Source organism: Geodermatophilus sp. SYSU D00708 (genome assembly GCF_054050115.1).
Genome location: NZ_JBJGYS010000015.1, coordinates 16,378 through 33,500 on the forward strand (window position 1 = coordinate 16,378; position 17,123 = coordinate 33,500).

Genomic DNA, 17,123 nt, shown 5'->3' on the forward strand with positions numbered 1-17,123 from the left:
TGGTCTGCTGTCGCGGCCGTCGAGTCGAGGAGGCCCCGTGACAGTCGTCAGCGAAGAGCTCGATCCCCGCCTGCTGGAGCACCGGCGCGAGCTCACCGGCTACTGCTACCGGATGCTGGGATCGGCGTTCGACGCCGACGACGCCGTGCAGGAGACGATGGTCCGCGCCTGGCGGGGGCTGGCCGACTTCGAGGGGCGGTCGGCGCTGCGGTCGTGGCTGTACCGCATCGCCACCAACGTGTGCCTCGACCAGCTCTCGGGCCGGCAGCGCCGGGCCCTGCCGATGGACCTGACCGGCTCCCCCTGGCAGCCGGTCGAGGCCTCGCTGGCCGCGCGCAAGCCGTCGTCGGCCTGGGTGGAGCCGGTGCTCGACCGCCAGGTGGTCGCCGAGGACTCCGACCCGGCCGACCAGGCGGTGCAGCGGGAGTCGATCCGGCTGGCTTTCGTCGCCGCGCTGCAGCACCTGCCGCCGCGGCAGCGCGCCGTCCTGCTGCTGCGCGAGGTGCTGCGGTGGAAGGCCGACGAGGTCGCCCAGTTGCTCGACACCACGGTCGCTTCGGTGAACAGCGCGCTGCAGCGCGCCCGGGCGACGCTGGCCGACGTCGGCGGGGAGATCGACCCCGCGCCGCTGGACGACGACGAGCGCGTGCTGCTCGACCGCTACGTCGACGCCTTCGAGCGATATGACATCGATGCCTTCGTCGCGCTCCTGCACGAGGACGCCACCCAGCACATGCCGCCGTTCGAGATGTGGCTTCGCGGGGCGAGCGACATCGGCACCTGGATGCTCGGGCCGGGCTCGGGCTGCCGCGGGTCGCGGATCCTGGCGACGCGGGCCAACGGCGCGCCGGCGTTCGCGCAGTACCGGCCGGTGCCGGGGGGTGGTCACGCGCCGTGGGCGCTGCACGTGCTCGATGTGCGGGACGGCCGCATCGCCCACATCTCGAGCTTCCTCGACCTCGACAACGACCTGTTCCGCCGGCTGGGCCTGCCCACTGAGCCGGCCTGAGACTGGAGGCTCCACCGCGGGGACGGCGCTGGGGCCCCCGGACCCCGGCGCCACTGACGGCCGGGGTCCGGGCGAGCGGGATCGGTCAGCCCAGAACCCTGCCTGGCTGACCCCGTACTCGGCCTGCGCGGCGGTGAAGCCCTGGGGCTGGACCCGCGTGGTGGGGGCCGCGGTCGTCTGCGCCCGAGGCCTACCCGTGGACGATGCAACGTCGTCTACGTCGTCACGTTCGTCCACACGGTGCCGATGTTCTCCTCACCGCCGCCTTGAGTCGTTGCGAGAAGGCAAGCGCTCAGCGAAGTCCCCGATGCGGTGAACGAGAAGGTCTGGCTCGCCTCGCTCTCGGCGCCCAGGTGCACCGCCTGGGTGAACGGCCTGGACGTGCCTTCCTCGACGAGGAAGAGCCCCTCTCCCCGGTTCACCCGGTCTGCCCCATCCCGTGACGTCACGGTCGCGGTGCCGGACACCTCGTTCCCTGGCTCGAACGTGGCGACGGTGAGCATGTGGGGACAGGTCGTAGTGACGACGGGCACCGTTCCCGCCGCCGCCACGGGCGCCAGCAGGACCGTGGTCGTGGCGAATGCCGCGACTGCTGGGATTGCTACAAGACGTTTCCTCAAGGCCATCGCCCCCTGGCGCTGTAGCGGATTGCCGCCCGCCGATGGCCAGCCTCGGATCTCGTCCCTCGTTCGCGGTGGCACAGCTCACGGGCGACAGGACGAACACCGTACTAGCGCCGGCCCGGCACGTGTCGATCCGGCCGTACGCCGTCTGTGCTGGGTTCGGCCTCGCCTCCGGGCGGCGTCAGAGCACCGTGGCCGATCCATGATCAATGGAGCGGGGACACTGGTCGCCTTGGCCTTGGACGACCGTTTCGGGGCTTCCTCCAGGAAGCCAGACAGCGACCCCTACCTGTGGGAACGCGTGGAGCGGGTGACGTGAATCGACCCCGCATGGCCAGCTTGGAAGGCGGGACCTGCCGGCTTGTTTCTGCTGGTCAGCGGCTCGTTACGGCCTTACGCCGCAGCTCGTGACCCACACATGACCCAGGGGGTCGGCGTGACCCACGCGTGACCCACCGCGGCAGGTGTTCGCTACTGCCTCGCTCGGCGGGGTCGCCCTGAAGGCGGCTTCAGGGATAGATCGTGTTCCTGAAGCCGCCGGGCGCTGATCAGCGACGCGGCTCGGGGATCGCCGGTGTGCGGAGGGTTCGGAACGCGGCCCGCACCTCGGAGGTGAAGAGCTCCGGCTCCTCCCAGGCGGCGAAGTGGCCGCCCCTGTCGACCTCGTTGAAGTAGGTGAGGTTGGGGTAGCTCCTCTCGGCCCAGCTGCGCGAAGTACGCCAGATCTCACCAGGGAAGGTGGTGAAGCCGACCGGAACCGAGACCTCAGGAGGAGCCTGGCCGGACGCCTGGGCTGCGGCCACGAACCGTCCGAACTCCCAGTACCACCGGGCGGCCGAGGCCCCGGTGCCTGTCAGCCAGTACAGCGTGATGTTGTCGACGATGTGCTCGCGCGTGAGGTTGCCCACGGGCTGCCCGTCGAGGAAGGCGCGGGAGATCTTGTAGTAGCTGTCGGTGTCGTGGTCGAGCATCCAGGCCGCCAGGGCGACGGGTGAATCCAGCAGGGCGTAGCCGATCGTCTGCGGCCGATTGGTCATCTCCAGGAAGTAGGCGAAGCCGGTGGCCTGGAACTCGGCGAGCGCAGCCGCAGCCGCGCGTTCTTGCTCGGACTCCTCTGGCGGGGGGTCGGCCAGCACTGTCACGAGAAAGTTCGTGTGGATGCCTACCAGCCCCTCGGGTGCCTGGCGGGCCATCGCATCAGTGACGATGGCGCCCAGATCGCCGCCCTGCGCGACGTAGCGGGTGTAGCCGAGGCGGCGCATCAGCTCCGCCCAGGCGAGCGCGGTGCGGCCGGCCTCCCAGCCGAGCTCGGCGGGCTCGCTGGAGAAGCCGTAGCCGGGCAGGGACGGCAGCACGAGGTCGAAGGCGTCCTCGGCACGTCCGCCGTGCGAGGTCGGGTCGGTGAGCGGGCCGACGGTCTCCAGCAGCTCGATGACCGAGCCGGGCCAGCCGTGCGTCATGATCAGCGGCAACGCGTTCTCGTGCCGTGACCTGACGTGGATGAAGTGGATGTCCACTCCGTCGATCTCGGTGGTGAACTGCGGCACCGCGTTCAGCCTGGCCTCGACCCGGCGCAGGTCGTAGTCGGTCGCCCAGTAGCGGGCCAGCGCCTGCATCGTCGCCAGCTGCACGCCCTGGGAGCGGTCCTCGACCAGCTCCCGGGAGGGCCAGCGCATCGCCGCGAGGCGGCGGCGCAGGTCGGCCAGCGCCTCCTCCGGGACCTCCACGTGGAACGGAAGGATGCCGGCTCGTTGTTCGACTGTGGTCATGGCCTGTCCTCGATGCGGATGCGGGGGAAGTCGCAGACCGGGACGGAGCCGCGAGCGCACAGCAGCACCGGCGGGGATTTGGGCTTCCAGGACGTGACCACTCTGGCCCTGGCCATCGGGGTGGCAGTAGAGACGAATAGCCCATCCCGGCCTGTCGGCACGCTCTCGCTGGCGGCCAGGTGTCCCTGAGTGGGCCGCTCTGGGACAGATGGCGGCTTCAGAGACACGGAGCGCGCGCTCACTGCGGGGCTTCCCCGCCTGGACGCAGGCTCTGGCCCGTGCATCCTCCGAGTCGCACGAGGACATCTCGGACACAGCCCGGCAGACGTGCCCCTCACGCCGTCGCCGGGCCCGTCGGATGACCGGCAGAGTCCCCGGCTTGTTTCCCGGCCGTATCGCCACCTAGCCTGCTGGCGTGGCTGGACGACTGATTGGGTGCGGACTCGTCGGCGTGTGACTCTCGAGCCGGCGGGTCCGTGGGCACAGCTCTCGAGGGCGCCCGCCTGTCGACCAGAGCCTCCCGGGGCTCGGAGGACCACATGCTCTCCCGTCACAGCCACACCCCGAATGCAGCGAAGCTGCACGTCATCGTCACGGACCTGTTCGGCGCCCAACGCGTCCTCACCATGCTGACCGGACGCAACTACATGCTCACCCGCTTTGATGCCGAGGAAGCGGGCGCTGGGCGCTGGCGAGTCAGCCTCGACCTGATCGCCGATCGGGAACAGGTCGAGCTCCTCGAAGCCCGTCTGCACAGGTTCCCCAGCGTGCTGGTCGTCGACGTCGAATTGGGTGGCGCATTGGCCGCGACTGCTTGACGCAACCGTGCTGTGCTCGACCGGGCGGAAGGCGCGCCATCTCTGCGGGTGCCCCATCGTGGGCGGCTTCGGGACAGGGGGCGGCCTCGAAGACACCTCCCGGGCATCTCACTTGGCGCGCCGCCCGGCCGGGAACGTGCCGTTCCAGGGGTTTGCGCGTCACCGTTTCCGCGGCGGCGCGACCACCAGCGCGACGCCGAGAGCGGTCACCCCGATCCCCACGAGGGACAGCCCGCCGACCTGCTCGCCGAAGAGCAGGTACGCCTCGACGGCGGTGGCCACCGGCACGAGGTAATAGAGGCTGGAGACGCCCGCAGCCGTTCCCCGGCGCAGCAGCAGGAACAGCAGCAGGACCGCGCCGATCGACAGGAACAACACCAGCCAGACGAACGCGGCGATGAACTCACCGGTCCACCGGATCGACGTGTCCTCGGTCGCCACCGCGACCGCCAGCAGCACGGCAGCGGCCGCCGCGTACTGCACCGCCGTCCCCCAGACCAGAGGGATCCGGTCGCCGTGCCGCTTCTGGTAGACGGTGCCGAGCGTCCCTGAGGTGAGTGCCACGAGGCACGCGACGACACCGGCCACCGGGAGCGGCTCGGCCGAGCCGGCGTCGGAGAGGCCCGGGCCGACGACCAGCACGACGCCCGCGACGCCGAGCGCCAGTCCGAGCCACTGGCGCGCCGTTGGCCGCTCGCGGAGCACCCGCGCGGCGAGGACGGCGGTGAGCACCGGTTGCAGGCTCACGATCACCGCCGTCACCCCTGCAGGCACACCCAGGGAGATGCCGTAGAAGATGCCGCCCAGGTATCCGCCGTGCAGCAGCAGCCCGGCGACCGAAGCGCGGCCGTACTGCTGGCGAGAGGCCATGCCGGCCGAGCGCAGTGCGACGGCCAGGACGCCGAGCAGGGCCGCGGCGACGCCCAGGCGCAGGGTCAGGAAGGTGAAGGGCTCGGCGTAGGGCAGCCCGTACCTGGCGCCGACGAAACCGGTGCTCCACAGCAGGACGAACAGCGCCGGTCCACCCAGCGTCTGGACCCGCGAGGTCGTCCCCGTCATCGGCACAGTCTGACGACGCCAGGTAGGTCATCGCCTCCGCGCTACGACACCAGGTTGCCACCCCGCGCGGTGTCCCTGAATGGGCCGCTCGGGGACCCCCCGAGGCCGCGGCCCGCACCACATCAGCAGGGCGCAGGCTGGCGGCCGGGGTGCTGCTCGTCCCGCCCCGGGAGGTCGTCCGATGATTCGCCGGCTGCGCCCAGCATGGCGTCGAGGGCACGAGCGATGTCTGCGTCGCGGTCGTCGGCGGCGTGCTGGTAGAGCAGCGCGGCGGCGGGGGAGGAGTGGCCGAGGCGGCGCATCAGCTCCTTGGTGGTGGCACCGGTGGCCGCGGCGAGCGTGGCGCCGGTGTGGCGGAGTTCGTGCGGACGGACCGCCGGCAGGCCGATGGCGTCGGCGGCGCGGCGGAAGGTCGAGTTCCAGTTGCTGCGGGCGAGGTAGCCGCCAGAACTGGTGGAAAACAAGAGGGCGTCCGGAGAAGCGCCAATGTGCTTCTCCAGGTGGTCCTCCAGTATCGCCGCGATGGCGGCGGGGAGGGTGACGGTCCGGTGGCCTGCGTCGGTCTTGGGTTCGCCGACCACCCATCGGCCGCCGACGCGTCGGACCGAGCGCTCGACGCGCAGCCGGCCGCCGGGCAGGACGTCGGACCGCCGCAGCGCGGTGGCCTCACCGAACCGGAGTCCGCCGAAGGCCAGGACGAGCGCCAGAGCGCGGTAGCGCTCGGTCCTCCGGTCTCCCCCCAGTTGCTCTGCCAGCTGCAGGGCCTCCGCCGCGGTGAGTGCCCGCGACGGCCGGGATGCCTTCGGTGTGCCGGCCCCGCGCAGCCGGCACGGGTTGGATGCGATGGCCTCGTCGGCGACCGCGATGTTGAGGACGGCGCGCAGGAGCCGGTACGACTGGGCCAGCGCTGTCGGGCCTGTGGTCCGGCCCGCCGTGGCGTGCCACGAGCGGACGGCGGCCGGCGTGACTTCGTCGACGGGAACGTCGGCCCATGGCTCGGCGAGGTGATGACGCCACAGCGACGCGTAGAGGATGCGGGTGCTCTCGCGGAGATCAGTGCGGGCGAGGTAGTCCTCGGCGTACTCACCGACTGTCCGGCGACTTGCGTTCGGGGCACGCCAGCTCTTGCGGAGGAGGTCGGTCTGCTGGCTCGCCAGCCAGGCCCAGGCATCGGCCTTGGCAGCGAAGACCTTCGCGTAACGCCGACCGTCGGGGCCGAGGTACCGGGCGCGGACACGGCCGCTCGGCAGCCGGTCCACCGACCCGAACGTCCGCTTGGCCACGCCGCGACCTTGGCGAAAGCGTCAGCGGTAGTCCGTTGAAATCATCGCTGGCTGGGGATACGGCCGGCATCCACAAAAGCGTCTAGCGTCGAGCGCTCCAGGCGCACATACTTGCCGATTTTGACGTAGCTGATCCGGCGCTCGGTGATGAGCCGGCGGATGAACCGCTCCCCGGTGCCGAGATACTCGCCCGCTTGTGCGACGGTCAACAGCGGGTTGGCGGAGGAGCGCCGCTCGTCGATCTTCTGGTGCGCCGTCATGACGAAAGCCTGGGCAGCAGTCTCCAGTCAGCCTCCAGGGCCGTCTCGCCCCGGGAGGCCAACGCACGACGGTGTCCCTAAGCGGCCCACTATGGGACATCGTCGAGTTGGCAACCCGCGCGGTCGGTTGACGGCCTGGGTGCACCTCGGCGACAGCGGAGGCATGGGATCGGGGACCGCGGCCCGATCACTCGAAGGGCTGCGGACGACCGGGAGCATGGATCCACGCCTGCAGCCGCTCGGCGTTGCGCTCGAGCGCGCCGTTGAAGCCGGAACGAAACGGGACCTCTGTCAGCTGAACGCGTTGGCGTGACCCATCGCGGAGAACGAGCCACACCGTCCAGCCCGTGCCGAACCTCCCGTCCGCCCGGTCGACTACTGCGTCGGTGAGCTCGTCGCGGCGGAACGTACGGGTGGTGAACTGGTTGCGGACCGTCAGTCGCCCGTCGGCGGTGCCGACCGCACCCATCATGAACATGCGGGTGCCCAGTGCCACGCCGAAGGCTGCGATCAGCCAGCCGGCCAGCCCGGGCCCGTCGGGCTGGTGGAAGATGATCCAGAGCCACACGGGGAGGAACACCACGATCCACACGCGCGCCCACAGCGGCAGGTGGATGTGCAGCTCCTGGTCGACGGTGGCCACGGATTGATCATGCAGGTGGCCGCGGTTTGCCTCTCGCAGTTCTCGACGGCGAAGCCTCTTCCACCTGATTCAGCGACACCTCGCGGCGCGAAAACGTCTACAGGGCCGCCCTCTGGGTCGCCCTGAGCGGCCCACTCAGGGATAGGTCGTTCGCCGCGTCGCGTGTACGTGCAGCGGCGAGGCAACCGTTCAGGCGACCTCACTGGTGGTGCGGCCGGCCCTAGATGATCATGACGACGTGCCGCCACCGACACCCGTCCGCCGGATAACAGGGCCATGACGTCAGGTCAGAGAGCCGGTGTGGTGCTCACGGTCGTGGCCGATGCCCTGTGGTTGGTCGTCGTCATCGCGATCCTGGCGACCCCGCCGGACCAGGGCGCGAACATCGGCGCGGGGCTCCTCGGCCTACTCGCCCTGCCTCTGTCCATCGTGGCGGCGGTCGTGCTGATCACCACGACGGCCTCCACCGCACCTCGTGCGGCGAGTGCCGCCTCCATCGCCCTGTGGACGCTGTTCGTGGTCCTCCCCTGGACCTCTGCAGCAGAGAACGGAGTGCAGATCCTTGTCGGACTGACGGCGATCCTGGCACTCAGCGCGAGCGCCGTCCTCGTCGGCACGGCCCACGGACGCCAACGGCGCTGAAGCGGCTCCCGACCACAGGCTGTCCAGATCGCGGGTGTCTCTGCCGCCCTCACGGCGAGCCCGGCCGGTGTCCCTGAGCGGCCCACTATGGGTCAGCGATGAAGGTAGCGATTGCTTCAGCGGGACGGCCCATGTGGGCCGCTAGGCCACGTCATGCAATGTCTGAAGGAGCACCTGCGGAAGTGTGCGCATCGCTTCGTCCAACGCGCCTTCGATGGGAGACGCATCTGCACTCGCGTCGATAGAAATGAGATGCGCCCAGGCCTTTGGCTCATACCGAGACAGCATCGAGAGTCCGTAGAGAATGCCGTACCAAAGCAGCAGTGGGTGAGCAGGTAGAGTGGATGAGCCCACGGAGGGAAAGGCATACGTCAGGCCTTGGTAGTTGAAGACACGGTTTAAGATGTCTTTGAGCTCGGCCTCTGCAGAGGTCGAACGTCCGAGCAAGATAGGTATCTCGAACTCCTCTGCCGACACCATCGTCGCGCCGATTGGATTGCCCTCCGGCATGGCGAAGGACCAGCCCTGCAAGGTCGGAAAGCGGTTCAAATACGCGGACACCGCGCTTCTTTGCGCTTCGATCGCGTTCGCAAGGTCGCCCGACGCCCCATCCTCAAGGAACTCGGTCTGCATCAAGCCACTTGGCAAGGGCGCGATACGGACTCGGGTGCGCTGGCTGCGGAGGACCATCCCGTCCTCGGCTCGTAGAACGAGCGGAGCGTCCTCTCCCATGCCCGTGAGCGGCGCCAACTCCATCGCCGGGACGAGGCACCAAAGGTCTCCCAGGGCGGTCGCCGAAGGAAGCGAAGCGGCACCGAGAATTCGTGCTAGCCCGGTGAACGTGCCCCGTCCACTGTCCTGTAGCTCCAACGACGCAATGCCTGTGCGAACGACTCCTTGCATAGGGCCGACCCTGAGTCCGTGGCCGCCTGCGAGTCGCCACTCGTCATGTCTCGCCGAGAGGCTGGCAGCGGCGACGGACCGAGCCGCCTGGCTGAGTCCATAGAACAGAAGGACTGGCTTCGTCGCTGGGCCCACAGCTTGGGCGGCCGCGAAGAACTGTTCGGCCTGTTCCATGGCCGCTCCGAAGACGGCCTTCCTGTCCCCGCGCCGCGCGGCACCGGGGGGCTCGTGGCGGATGGTTCGCAACTGCCGCCAAGCAACCGCCGGAGGAGTCGCCAGCAGATCCCGATAGGTCGGCCCAGTCGGTCTTGTCACTTTGCCAAGCTACTGGTAGTGATCTCAATCCATGCTGTGAACCGTTCCCCTTGACCTGTTTACGGGCCGGTGCGCGCAGCCCTCAACAGACCTCAGCGCCACCGTCCATCGGCTTCGGTCCTCCGAAGCGGAGCGCACGGCGGACGTTCGGGCGCGGCTCGACGACATCGGCCGCCGGCAGCAACGAAGTCTCTTAGGCCGCCCTCATGACTGGTGTCCCTAAGCGGCCCACTTAGCGAGAGGCTGACTCGTCACATCAAGGTGCTGCAGGGGGCGCCGGACCCCGGAGTGCGAGCCTCATTAGATCTACCCGACGGGTGACCGTCCATGCTCATCTTTAAGGGTGCGGAACCGCCGGGCCAGTCTTCGGGCATCCATGAATGAGCCGCAATTTGGGCCTAGGAACTCGTCATAATCCTTATCGAGCCAGTCAAGATAGGCCAGAACCTCCTTGCTTTCCATGACGCGTAGAGCCTCGAATCCGAGTAGCTTCACATCTGCGGGTTTCAGTACGCCGGCCTGCAACATCTGCTCGACTAGGCAAAACGTGTGCAAGAAGTAGTCCAAAGCGGCTTCCTCGCGACTTCCTGGAAACCAGGCAGGGTCGAATCGCCAGCTGAACGGCTGTGTCGTGTAGTCCAGACGGTAAAAGAAGGCGCGCGCCGTACTGTCCCGGAAATATCGGTCAATCGTCGTGAAGAGAAACTGTTGACGGCTCGTGAGGCGTCCTTGTCGAACTTGATAACCGGTAAAGAACAACGCCGTTGCCGTAAGCCCTAGAGCGATAACGGTGAGGACATCGCCAATCTTGACTTCGGGGTTCCATTGGAGTGCTGTCACGTTCATGGGCACTCCCCTCTGGTTAGGCTTGTCCAACGAGGGCGGGAACATTGTGGCCTAGTTGGCCTCCCGGGAGCCCGGGCAAGCGCGTGCGGCGATGCGGTTGCCTCAGAGCCTCAGTGCTCCAGATGGACTAGCGGTGTCTCTGAAGCCGCCTTTAGGGACGCGACCTCAGGCGTCCCCGCGGCCCTGGAGATGTGTCGCTTGACCCCAACCTGCCGGGACTCGCGATCTCAAGGTCCCCGACCGACACACCTCATGCACTGTCGGCTGGAGGACCTCGCACCGGCCCAACGGCACTGACCCGGCGATCCCAGCAGCGGGCAGCCGGATCCGAGATGCAAGAGGTGTGTCGCCTCGTGATCTTGGAATCCCCAGGTGCCTGAGGAGTGCGCCGGCCGTGAGGCGACATGAGCCTCGCTCCGCGCCGTTGAGGACTCGAAGCCGGTGTTGAAGGGCTGACGTCGGCAGGATCGTGACGCTGCACGGGGGATTGGTCGGCGAGTTGCGCGGCAGTCCGCAGCGGCGCCGCTATCCGTGCAGTCTCGGCCGCGGAGCTGTCCCGGAAACCGCCCCGTCACCGGGCATGGTCGCGGGCGGGTCATACGGGACTGTCAGCAGATGGCTCCCGACTGACCTGCAACATCACCGTTAGGGGTTCGCCTTTCGCGACAGGCCTGCGGACCGTCGATGGCTCAGCCGCAGCCTCGACACCATCTTGGGGGGCGCAGCGACAGCGCAGCTGGTGGGGCGACCGGCTGTTGCACAGCCGTTCCCTGTGTGGTGGCGAACTCACGCAGGGTGCAGGCTGCTGGCAGCCGGGCGCCACGAGGGGGACGACGTGCTCGAAGGCAATCCGCCATCCACCTGGTCGGAGACTTACCGCGCGTGCGGCTTCGACACGACCGGCGTGTCCGAGCTCTTGGAACTCCGGGCCGGAGGCGTCACCTTCACCGTCCAGCCGCAGCGGTGGGGGACCCTCGCCCTGGAGGTTAGGTACCGCCACCCGCGAGCGCAGGGTCAATTCAGCTACGCCGTGCCCCCGGAATGGGAGGCGCTGCGCGTCCGGCACCTGCTCTTCGTCATCCTCCGTGGCTTCGGTCCCCCGGGTCGCCCCCCGGCGGACGAGGTCTTCCCGCTGGCTGTCGACGACGCGATCGACCTGACCAGGCAGTCTCTGGACCTCGGCCGGTTCTGGCGGGGCATCTGGGGCGACCCGGACATCGGTCCCCGCGTCAGCCTGCCGGTCGGCGAGAGCCTGCTCCAGCGTGCGGCCTTGACTGTCGCGCGGACCGTCGATGACGGCGCGCTGCTCACCCGCCTGGCGGACTCCCATCCCGACGACGAGGTCCGGACGACGGCGCTTACCAACTCCGCCTGCCCGGACGCAGCACTCCATGCAGCAGCCGCAGACACCAACTCGGCGATCCGCTGGGCTCTGCTGCGGCGGAAGGACCTCCCGGCCGAGACGATGACCCGGTTGGCCTGGCACGTGGCCGCCCGGGAATCGACGCTTGGCCCGGACGACGACCTCGACTCACCGAAGGTGCCGGCCAGACACCGAGGGATCGTCCTGGAGCTCGCCACCGATCGCCGGTGCCCGGTGGAGCTGCTCCCAGGCCTCGTGCGCGAAGTGATGGACGGCGGCACGGGCTACCGCATCCGCCTGATCGAACGGTCGCAGCAACTCGGGATGGATCGTCTGGAGCTGGTGTGCACGGTGCTGCTCGCGCGCGCCCGGACGAGCCCGGGGGCCGATGTCGTGATGGATGCCGTGGTCCGCACCATGGACGCCCGCGGGGAGGACGGGTGGTCGTGGCTGCTCAACCACCGGCTGGCCGGCGTCCGGCGGCTCGCCGCCGACCGCCAGGCGAGGCGCGACAGGGAGGCGACCTGATGGGGCAGCCCGGTGCGGGCGGGCGAGGTCTGGACTCGCCGGACCAAAGGTGTCAGGCGTGACCGGTGGTGGCGGGATCGGGGTCTACTACGCCCGCGTCAACGCACTGATGCGGATCGTCCCCGAACCGCTGCGCAGCGCTTTCCTGGCCCGGTGGGAGAAGGCCGGGGAAGCCGCCTCGGGCGGTGGCCTGCGCGCGGCCGCTGCCGGCGACGTCGCCAACGTGATGCTTTCCCTCCTGCAAATCCCCAACCTCAGCGCGGTCGCACGGCTAGACGAAGGGACGTGGTTCACGTATCGGGGCACCGTGACGGTCCGCGGCCGGCAGCTGCGAATAAGACGACCGGACCTCGACGTCGACCTGAAGGCTGAGGTGCGCAGCGACTGCAGGCTCACCGCCACCGCGCGCACCGAGCTGACCGGGACCAAGAGCATCGCCCTCGTCGGGATCATCGCGGGCCCGGGCACCTTCCAACTCGTTGTGGCCGGTTACTCGGACGAGATGATCGGCATGGTGCACCCGGGCCAGTTACCCGAAGACCTGCTGAGCCGATGGGCGCTGGACCGCGACCCGGGTTGCCGGACGGAGGCGGAGTCTGCGGCGGCCGTCCGGGCGTCTTTCACGCAGATGGAGGAGTTGCTGGTGTACCGGCAGGGCCACCGGATCTTCAGTACCGACGCCGCCGTCCTGGCCGAGAGGCAACTGCAGCAGTTCTACGACCTGCTGCACAGATGGATTCTCCCCAGCGGCATGCAGACCATCCGGGAGATGGACACGGGCCTCGGACGGGTGGACTTCCTTATCGTGGATGGCGCATATAGCCATGCAGTCGAGTTCAAGCAGGTCAGCGACGCGACGGCGAAGTCGGTGGAGGCGATCCGGCGGGGGTGGGACCGGCAGCTACCCACCTACATGACGGCCCGGAATGCCTCGCACGGCTGGCTGGTCTGCCTGTGCCAGGGCGACCGGATGACCGACGACGACGTCGCGGCTATCCGGGGCATCGCGGGTGGCGTCGATCCCACATCTAACCGCACGCTGGTGCTCCTGGACGGCCGGGCACAGGTGTCCGCATCCCGGCGGGCCAGTGTGCCGCGGCTGCTGTCGCGCGAGGACTGACGCCGCCCTTCGCCCCACGGACGCCGGTGCAGTAATCCGGTCAGGGCGACCACAACGGCAGCGTGAGCAGCGCGGCGGTCGTCGCCAGCGAGGTCTGCGTCGCTTCCAACGTCCCGTAGCCGCCCGGCGGAGCACGAGCAAACGTTGTTCAACCCCTTCGACGGGGTTCGTGTGACGGTCCGGTCACCGAGAGCACCCCCCGCTGGCGCGGGCGCCAGGGGCGCACGCGAAACTGCGTCGTCCGGTCGGCACCGTGGGGAGCACTAGGTGACGAAGATCCGCAAGATCGTCAGGTTCTACGAGCCGATCCTGACGGACCAGCAAGGCAAGCAGCACACCTCGAAGTCCAACTTCTGGACCCACACCCGGGACGTGGTGAAGCGCCTCGACCACGACGATCGCGAGTGCCGGTACAACGGCGTGGCCTACTTCGGGGAGGCCCGCCTCGGCCTGGCCCCCGCCATCGACTACCTCTACGTGGGCCGCCTCCGCCCCGCCGCCGACCACCCGGACGGCTTCCGGCGCGGGATCGGGATCACCGGGCCGCTCCAGCCCGCGCAGCCGGGCGACCTCATCTCAGAGCCCACGTACTTGGTCCCCTTCGGCATCAGGAATCACGTGGCGGTGCTGAGCCCGGTGACGGGTGCGACCCGCATCCAGGCCGTCGAGTACTGGCTCAACATGGCGCTCGGGCTCATCCCGACCGAGCACGAGCTGACGCTGGCCCCGCTGATCGACTCCACCCTGGCCGCGAAGCTGACCAACGCCACTGGGGCCTCCCGCCTCAATATCCGGGTGGCGCCCGGGGCCCACGTGCCTGAGGACCGCCCGGGACGGGTGATGTCAGCCATCGCCTCCGCCGCGGAGACGACGACCGAGGAGCTGTCCTTGGAGATGACCTGGTCGTTTGGCGGGGCTGCGGGGAGTCAGACTTGGCGGGAGGAACTGCTCACCGCCGCCCGGGAGGTCGCCCGAGGGAACTTCGCGGACAAGGCTGTGGTGAGCCTCAAGCTGGCCGACGAGGACGGCATCTCGACCGAAGTGCACGACCTGTTCAAGGATCGGGTAACCGAGCGGACCTACATCGAGGTGGCCGAGGACTCCACCCCCAGCGAAGCGTCGGTGCTGTCGGGTATTCAGCAGGCCATCGACAGGTTCCGCGAGCGGATGTAGGGAGCGATGTTGCGAGCGAAGCGGGTCGCGGCCATGGCCGGGGACTTCCCCAGCCTGGTCAACCTCGCTCTGCTCGCGGGCCTGGGGCTCTACTGGGGCGCCACCTTCATCTGGCCACACATCAACCTCGCCCGCACTCTCGACCGGGCCGCCGAGGACGACCACCTACTGACCCTCCACCTAGGCACCGCCGCGCTCGCCGCGATGATCGGCGGCTTCTCGGGCGTCGTCGTGATCTTCGGGCTAAGCGGCGAGGGCAGCCGGTTCCGGCGCCTGCGCCAGTCCGGTGGCCGACGGCTCGCCGCCAACTGGGTTTCGGTCGTCGCGGTCTCCTTCGTCGCTGCCTTCCTCGCCCTTGGGGCAGCCGCCACGGCGACCGCCCGAGGGGCACAGCCCTCCGTGTGGCTGGACCTCTACGCCGTCCTGCTGTGCGCTCACAGCGCCACCCGACTGCTCTGGCTGCTCCATGCCCTGGCCAGGGTGGTCAACGGTGAGGACGAGGATCAGCGCCGCACGGACAAGATGATTGACATCGCGGACATCTCCCCGCGAGCCCGCGTCGCTCGGAGATAATTCACGTCAGCCGGTTCAGGTCCACGCTCGAACGGCTTCGGCTTCCCGTGGGTATCCCGGCGCGGTGCGCTAGGCCGGCTGAAGCAGCCGGGGACCCGCTGTGCAATAGCAGGGCGCAAGAACAAGACCGTCCTGCAAGCGGATCCCTTTGCGGCGCGCCGGTCAACGACTTAGAGCGTCACCAGAACGACGCCAGCGACATCGGTACTGTTCAGCTCGGCCGGCCGGCGCCGGCTCGGAGAAGGACCCGCGGCAGCGATGGGGCGGATGGTGCCGTCGTCGGAGGGGTCGGGATGGTCCCACATCGAGTTCGGCAGGCTGGGGCGACGGAGCTCGTCGACTAGCGCGGCAATGTAGGCCGGCGGGCTCGTACGGAGACCTTGCAGTACGTGGGCGTAGTAGGGCCCCGGGAAGTGACCTGAGTCCCCCGGCACGTCGTCGAAGACGGGCGCGCCGGGCACCGTGATCCGCTCTGCGGTGGCCGCGGTGAACGCCCCAGCGCGCGCCGTCGCGACCAGCCGGAAGATCCGACGTGCGATCTCCCTGGCGCCGTCCTGAGGTCGCTGCAGGAACGCCACGAGGTCAGGGTTGGTGAGCCCGCGCAGGTTGACGTCCCAGATCGGGTCGGCTGGTACGGCGGGGTCGACGAGATCCTCCAGAGGGATCGATTCGGTCAGCGCGGTGTTGCCCGTCATCACCGCCGACTCCCAGCCCGAACTGAGCTGGTAGGCGGTGACCATGGAGATTGCCATGCGCCGACAGCGCTGGCATTCGTGCCCGCCGTCGAGGCCGGTGCCCGGTGTGGTGCCGGGTGGGGCTGGTGCTGCTCGAACGAGTCCTTCCCGGTCGTCCCGGTGCAGGCAGGAAAGAGCGGCTCGGTAGACCAGGCCTCCGGTGTAGATGCTGTAAACGGCCGGGACTTGCAGCTCACGCGAGGTGCGGAGAAGGGTGCGCAGCTGGCCGCCGCGGCGGTGGGTGATGTCTACGAGCCACTGGTCGCCGGCGAAGGTGAGGCGCTTGGCCTGGACGAGCATGCCGAAGCACTCACCACTCTTACTGTCGAGCCACCACCACACGTAGTCCGCGCCGAGGGCGTTGGGGCCACGTCCCTCTTGATTCTGGTTGAACATCACCACCTGGACGTGCGGCCGACCCTCGGTGACCGAGACTGAGGTGACCTCGGGCTCGGTCCATCCGTCGTCGGCCAGGTCGCGCTTATCCATGAACGCTTCGGCCGCTTGACGGATGGCGCTAACCCCCGCGAGGACGTCATCGCGCGCGGCGCCCGCGGCCCTACCCGTCTCCGACGGGAACCCTCCGAACACGTCACGATTTTGGCCAGGAGGGACCCGTCTCCGCGCTGCGAGCCATCCCCGATGCGACGACCGCGAACGATCTAGGACCGCTGGACCTGCGAACCGCCCGGAAGGCGATCCCCTTGCGGCGCACCGCGCGAGGATGCCCGCGAGGGACAGTCCCGGTGATCTGAGCTACTGCTTTCCCAGTTCACTGACCGTCGCCGGTGGCCAGTCGGCTTACGGGTAGGGCAGCCGGGTGCCACCCGCTCGTGCAGCAGGCCATCTTGACGGCACGTACACCTTCAAGAGCTACTGAGGCACGTGACGACCTCGCGACCGACCGCAACCCCCATAGACCCGGATGAGGGGTGGAGTCGCTGCTGGCACTGCGGCCGGGGGACTCAGGGCGGCAAGCACCGCGGGCACTCCGATGACCCAGAGATTCGTGGCTATGTCACCTGGGCAAAGTGCCGCAATAGCGACCTTAAGGAGTACCAGCTCACACTTCCTGACCCCGGGACACTGACGGACCCAACCGTCGAACACCCACAGATGACCCGGCTTGCCTTCGAGCGAGGCCCCGACTGGCTGGACGACGAAGCTCCCCGTCGATGGGGCGCCTCACTGGTCTGGTGGCAGCCTACGAAGGAGTTCGTCGTTCAGGTCTACGTCGATGGCAGGATCGCAATCAGCGAGAGCTTCAGGGAGCGTGCCGAGGCGGACGCCTGGTTCACTCGTGAGGTGGTGCGCTTGCGCCGTGAGGACTCCCAGTTCCGGCCATCGGCGGCGGAGCTAGCAGCGATGCCCTGGAATACCGACGATGACGAGGACCCGCAGCTGCCTGAGTAGCTAGGCTGGGGAAAGCCATGGGCCCGCCTCGGCGCGCGGGCGGCTGCCG

At 68.8% G+C, this 17,123-nt stretch carries 17 protein-coding genes; 8 read left to right on the top strand and 9 right to left on the bottom strand.

Annotated elements, in window-relative coordinates:
• Positions 1 to 37: 37 nt before the first annotated feature.
• Entirely contained in the window at positions 38 to 1,009 is a 972-nt protein-coding gene (locus tag ACI79D_RS13930) for a sigma-70 family RNA polymerase sigma factor (RefSeq protein ID WP_456919018.1), read from the top strand.
• Between the two features lie 215 nt (positions 1,010 to 1,224).
• On the opposite strand, the gene ACI79D_RS13935 is transcribed toward ACI79D_RS13930, so the two are convergent.
• Both ACI79D_RS13935 and ACI79D_RS13940 read right to left on the bottom strand, forming a co-directional pair.
• Positions 1,225 to 1,512 (bottom strand): hypothetical protein, encoded by a 288-nt coding sequence (locus ACI79D_RS13935; protein WP_456919019.1) that lies wholly within the window; start codon positions 1,510 to 1,512, stop codon positions 1,225 to 1,227.
• A 668-nt stretch (positions 1,513 to 2,180) separates the two neighbouring features.
• Complete coding sequence (locus ACI79D_RS13940) at positions 2,181 to 3,401, bottom strand: epoxide hydrolase family protein (protein WP_456919020.1); 1,221 nt, start codon at positions 3,399 to 3,401, stop codon at positions 2,181 to 2,183.
• 539 nt (positions 3,402 to 3,940) lie between these two features.
• Here ACI79D_RS13940 and ACI79D_RS13945 point away from each other — a divergent pair.
• Positions 3,941 to 4,219: a hypothetical protein gene (locus ACI79D_RS13945; RefSeq protein ID WP_456919021.1), complete on the top strand. Its 279-nt coding sequence runs from the start codon at positions 3,941 to 3,943 to the stop codon at positions 4,217 to 4,219.
• A 159-nt stretch (positions 4,220 to 4,378) separates the two neighbouring features.
• Here ACI79D_RS13945 and ACI79D_RS13950 read toward each other — a convergent pair whose 3' ends face one another.
• The 4 genes from ACI79D_RS13950 to ACI79D_RS13965 form a co-directional block, all read right to left on the bottom strand.
• Positions 4,379 to 5,278 (bottom strand): DMT family transporter, encoded by a 900-nt coding sequence (locus tag ACI79D_RS13950; RefSeq protein WP_456919022.1) that lies wholly within the window; start codon positions 5,276 to 5,278, stop codon positions 4,379 to 4,381.
• Positions 5,279 to 5,400: 122 nt separating this feature from the next.
• Complete coding sequence (locus ACI79D_RS13955) at positions 5,401 to 6,537, bottom strand: site-specific integrase (protein ID WP_456919023.1); 1,137 nt, start codon at positions 6,535 to 6,537, stop codon at positions 5,401 to 5,403.
• Between the two features lie 65 nt (positions 6,538 to 6,602).
• Complete coding sequence (locus ACI79D_RS13960) at positions 6,603 to 6,821, bottom strand: excisionase family DNA-binding protein (protein ID WP_456919024.1); 219 nt, start codon at positions 6,819 to 6,821, stop codon at positions 6,603 to 6,605.
• A gap of 187 nt (positions 6,822 to 7,008) precedes the next feature.
• Positions 7,009 to 7,464: a hypothetical protein gene (locus ACI79D_RS13965; RefSeq protein WP_456919025.1), complete on the bottom strand. Its 456-nt coding sequence runs from the start codon at positions 7,462 to 7,464 to the stop codon at positions 7,009 to 7,011.
• A 300-nt stretch (positions 7,465 to 7,764) separates the two neighbouring features.
• On the opposite strand from ACI79D_RS13965, the gene ACI79D_RS13970 reads away from it, so the two are divergent.
• Complete coding sequence (locus ACI79D_RS13970) at positions 7,765 to 8,106, top strand: hypothetical protein (protein ID WP_456919026.1); 342 nt, start codon at positions 7,765 to 7,767, stop codon at positions 8,104 to 8,106.
• 141 nt (positions 8,107 to 8,247) lie between these two features.
• On the opposite strand, the gene ACI79D_RS13975 is transcribed toward ACI79D_RS13970, so the two are convergent.
• Positions 8,248 to 9,324, bottom strand: a complete 1,077-nt coding sequence (locus tag ACI79D_RS13975; RefSeq protein WP_456919027.1) for a YaaC family protein — start codon at positions 9,322 to 9,324, stop codon at positions 8,248 to 8,250.
• A 306-nt stretch (positions 9,325 to 9,630) separates the two neighbouring features.
• Positions 9,631 to 10,170 carry a hypothetical protein gene (locus ACI79D_RS13980; protein WP_456919028.1) on the bottom strand — a complete coding sequence of 180 codons (540 nt, stop codon included), beginning with the start codon at positions 10,168 to 10,170 and terminating at the stop codon, positions 9,631 to 9,633.
• Positions 10,171 to 11,005: 835 nt separating this feature from the next.
• Here ACI79D_RS13980 and ACI79D_RS13985 point away from each other — a divergent pair.
• From ACI79D_RS13985 to ACI79D_RS14000, 4 genes are all read left to right on the top strand, one after another.
• A complete protein-coding gene (locus ACI79D_RS13985; protein WP_456919029.1) occupies positions 11,006 to 12,061 on the top strand; it encodes a hypothetical protein in 1,056 nt (351 codons plus the stop codon).
• A 58-nt stretch (positions 12,062 to 12,119) separates the two neighbouring features.
• Entirely contained in the window at positions 12,120 to 13,181 is a 1,062-nt protein-coding gene (locus tag ACI79D_RS13990) for a hypothetical protein (RefSeq protein ID WP_456919030.1), read from the top strand.
• A 267-nt stretch (positions 13,182 to 13,448) separates the two neighbouring features.
• Entirely contained in the window at positions 13,449 to 14,354 is a 906-nt protein-coding gene (locus ACI79D_RS13995; protein WP_456919031.1) for a hypothetical protein, read from the top strand.
• A gap of 6 nt (positions 14,355 to 14,360) precedes the next feature.
• Positions 14,361 to 14,927 carry a hypothetical protein gene (locus ACI79D_RS14000; protein WP_456919032.1) on the top strand — a complete coding sequence of 189 codons (567 nt, stop codon included), beginning with the start codon at positions 14,361 to 14,363 and terminating at the stop codon, positions 14,925 to 14,927.
• 170 nt (positions 14,928 to 15,097) lie between these two features.
• Here ACI79D_RS14000 and ACI79D_RS14005 read toward each other — a convergent pair whose 3' ends face one another.
• Positions 15,098 to 16,252, bottom strand: coding sequence for a hypothetical protein (locus ACI79D_RS14005; RefSeq protein WP_456919033.1), 1,155 nt, complete (start codon positions 16,250 to 16,252; stop codon positions 15,098 to 15,100).
• 525 nt (positions 16,253 to 16,777) lie between these two features.
• On the opposite strand from ACI79D_RS14005, the gene ACI79D_RS14010 reads away from it, so the two are divergent.
• Entirely contained in the window at positions 16,778 to 17,074 is a 297-nt protein-coding gene (locus ACI79D_RS14010; RefSeq protein WP_456919034.1) for a hypothetical protein, read from the top strand.
• Positions 17,075 to 17,123: the final 49 nt, after the last annotated feature.

What these genes read in the sequence shown, in the direction of transcription:
- ACI79D_RS13935 (WP_456919019.1), bottom strand. Translation starts at nt 1,512, where the DNA reads ATGCTCACCGTCGCCACGTTCGAGCCAGGGAACGAGGTGTCCGGCACC.
- ACI79D_RS13940 (WP_456919020.1), bottom strand. Translation starts at nt 3,401, where the DNA reads ATGACCACAGTCGAACAACGAGCCGGCATCCTTCCGTTCCACGTGGAG.
- ACI79D_RS13945 (WP_456919021.1), top strand. Translation starts at nt 3,941, where the DNA reads ATGCTCTCCCGTCACAGCCACACCCCGAATGCAGCGAAGCTGCACGTC.
- ACI79D_RS13950 (WP_456919022.1), bottom strand. Translation starts at nt 5,278, where the DNA reads ATGACGGGGACGACCTCGCGGGTCCAGACGCTGGGTGGACCGGCGCTG.
- ACI79D_RS13960 (WP_456919024.1), bottom strand. Translation starts at nt 6,821, where the DNA reads ATGACGGCGCACCAGAAGATCGACGAGCGGCGCTCCTCCGCCAACCCG.
- ACI79D_RS13980 (WP_456919028.1), bottom strand. Translation starts at nt 10,170, where the DNA reads ATGAACGTGACAGCACTCCAATGGAACCCCGAAGTCAAGATTGGCGAT.
- ACI79D_RS14000 (WP_456919032.1), top strand. Translation starts at nt 14,361, where the DNA reads ATGTTGCGAGCGAAGCGGGTCGCGGCCATGGCCGGGGACTTCCCCAGC.
- ACI79D_RS14010 (WP_456919034.1), top strand. Translation starts at nt 16,778, where the DNA reads ATGACCCGGCTTGCCTTCGAGCGAGGCCCCGACTGGCTGGACGACGAA.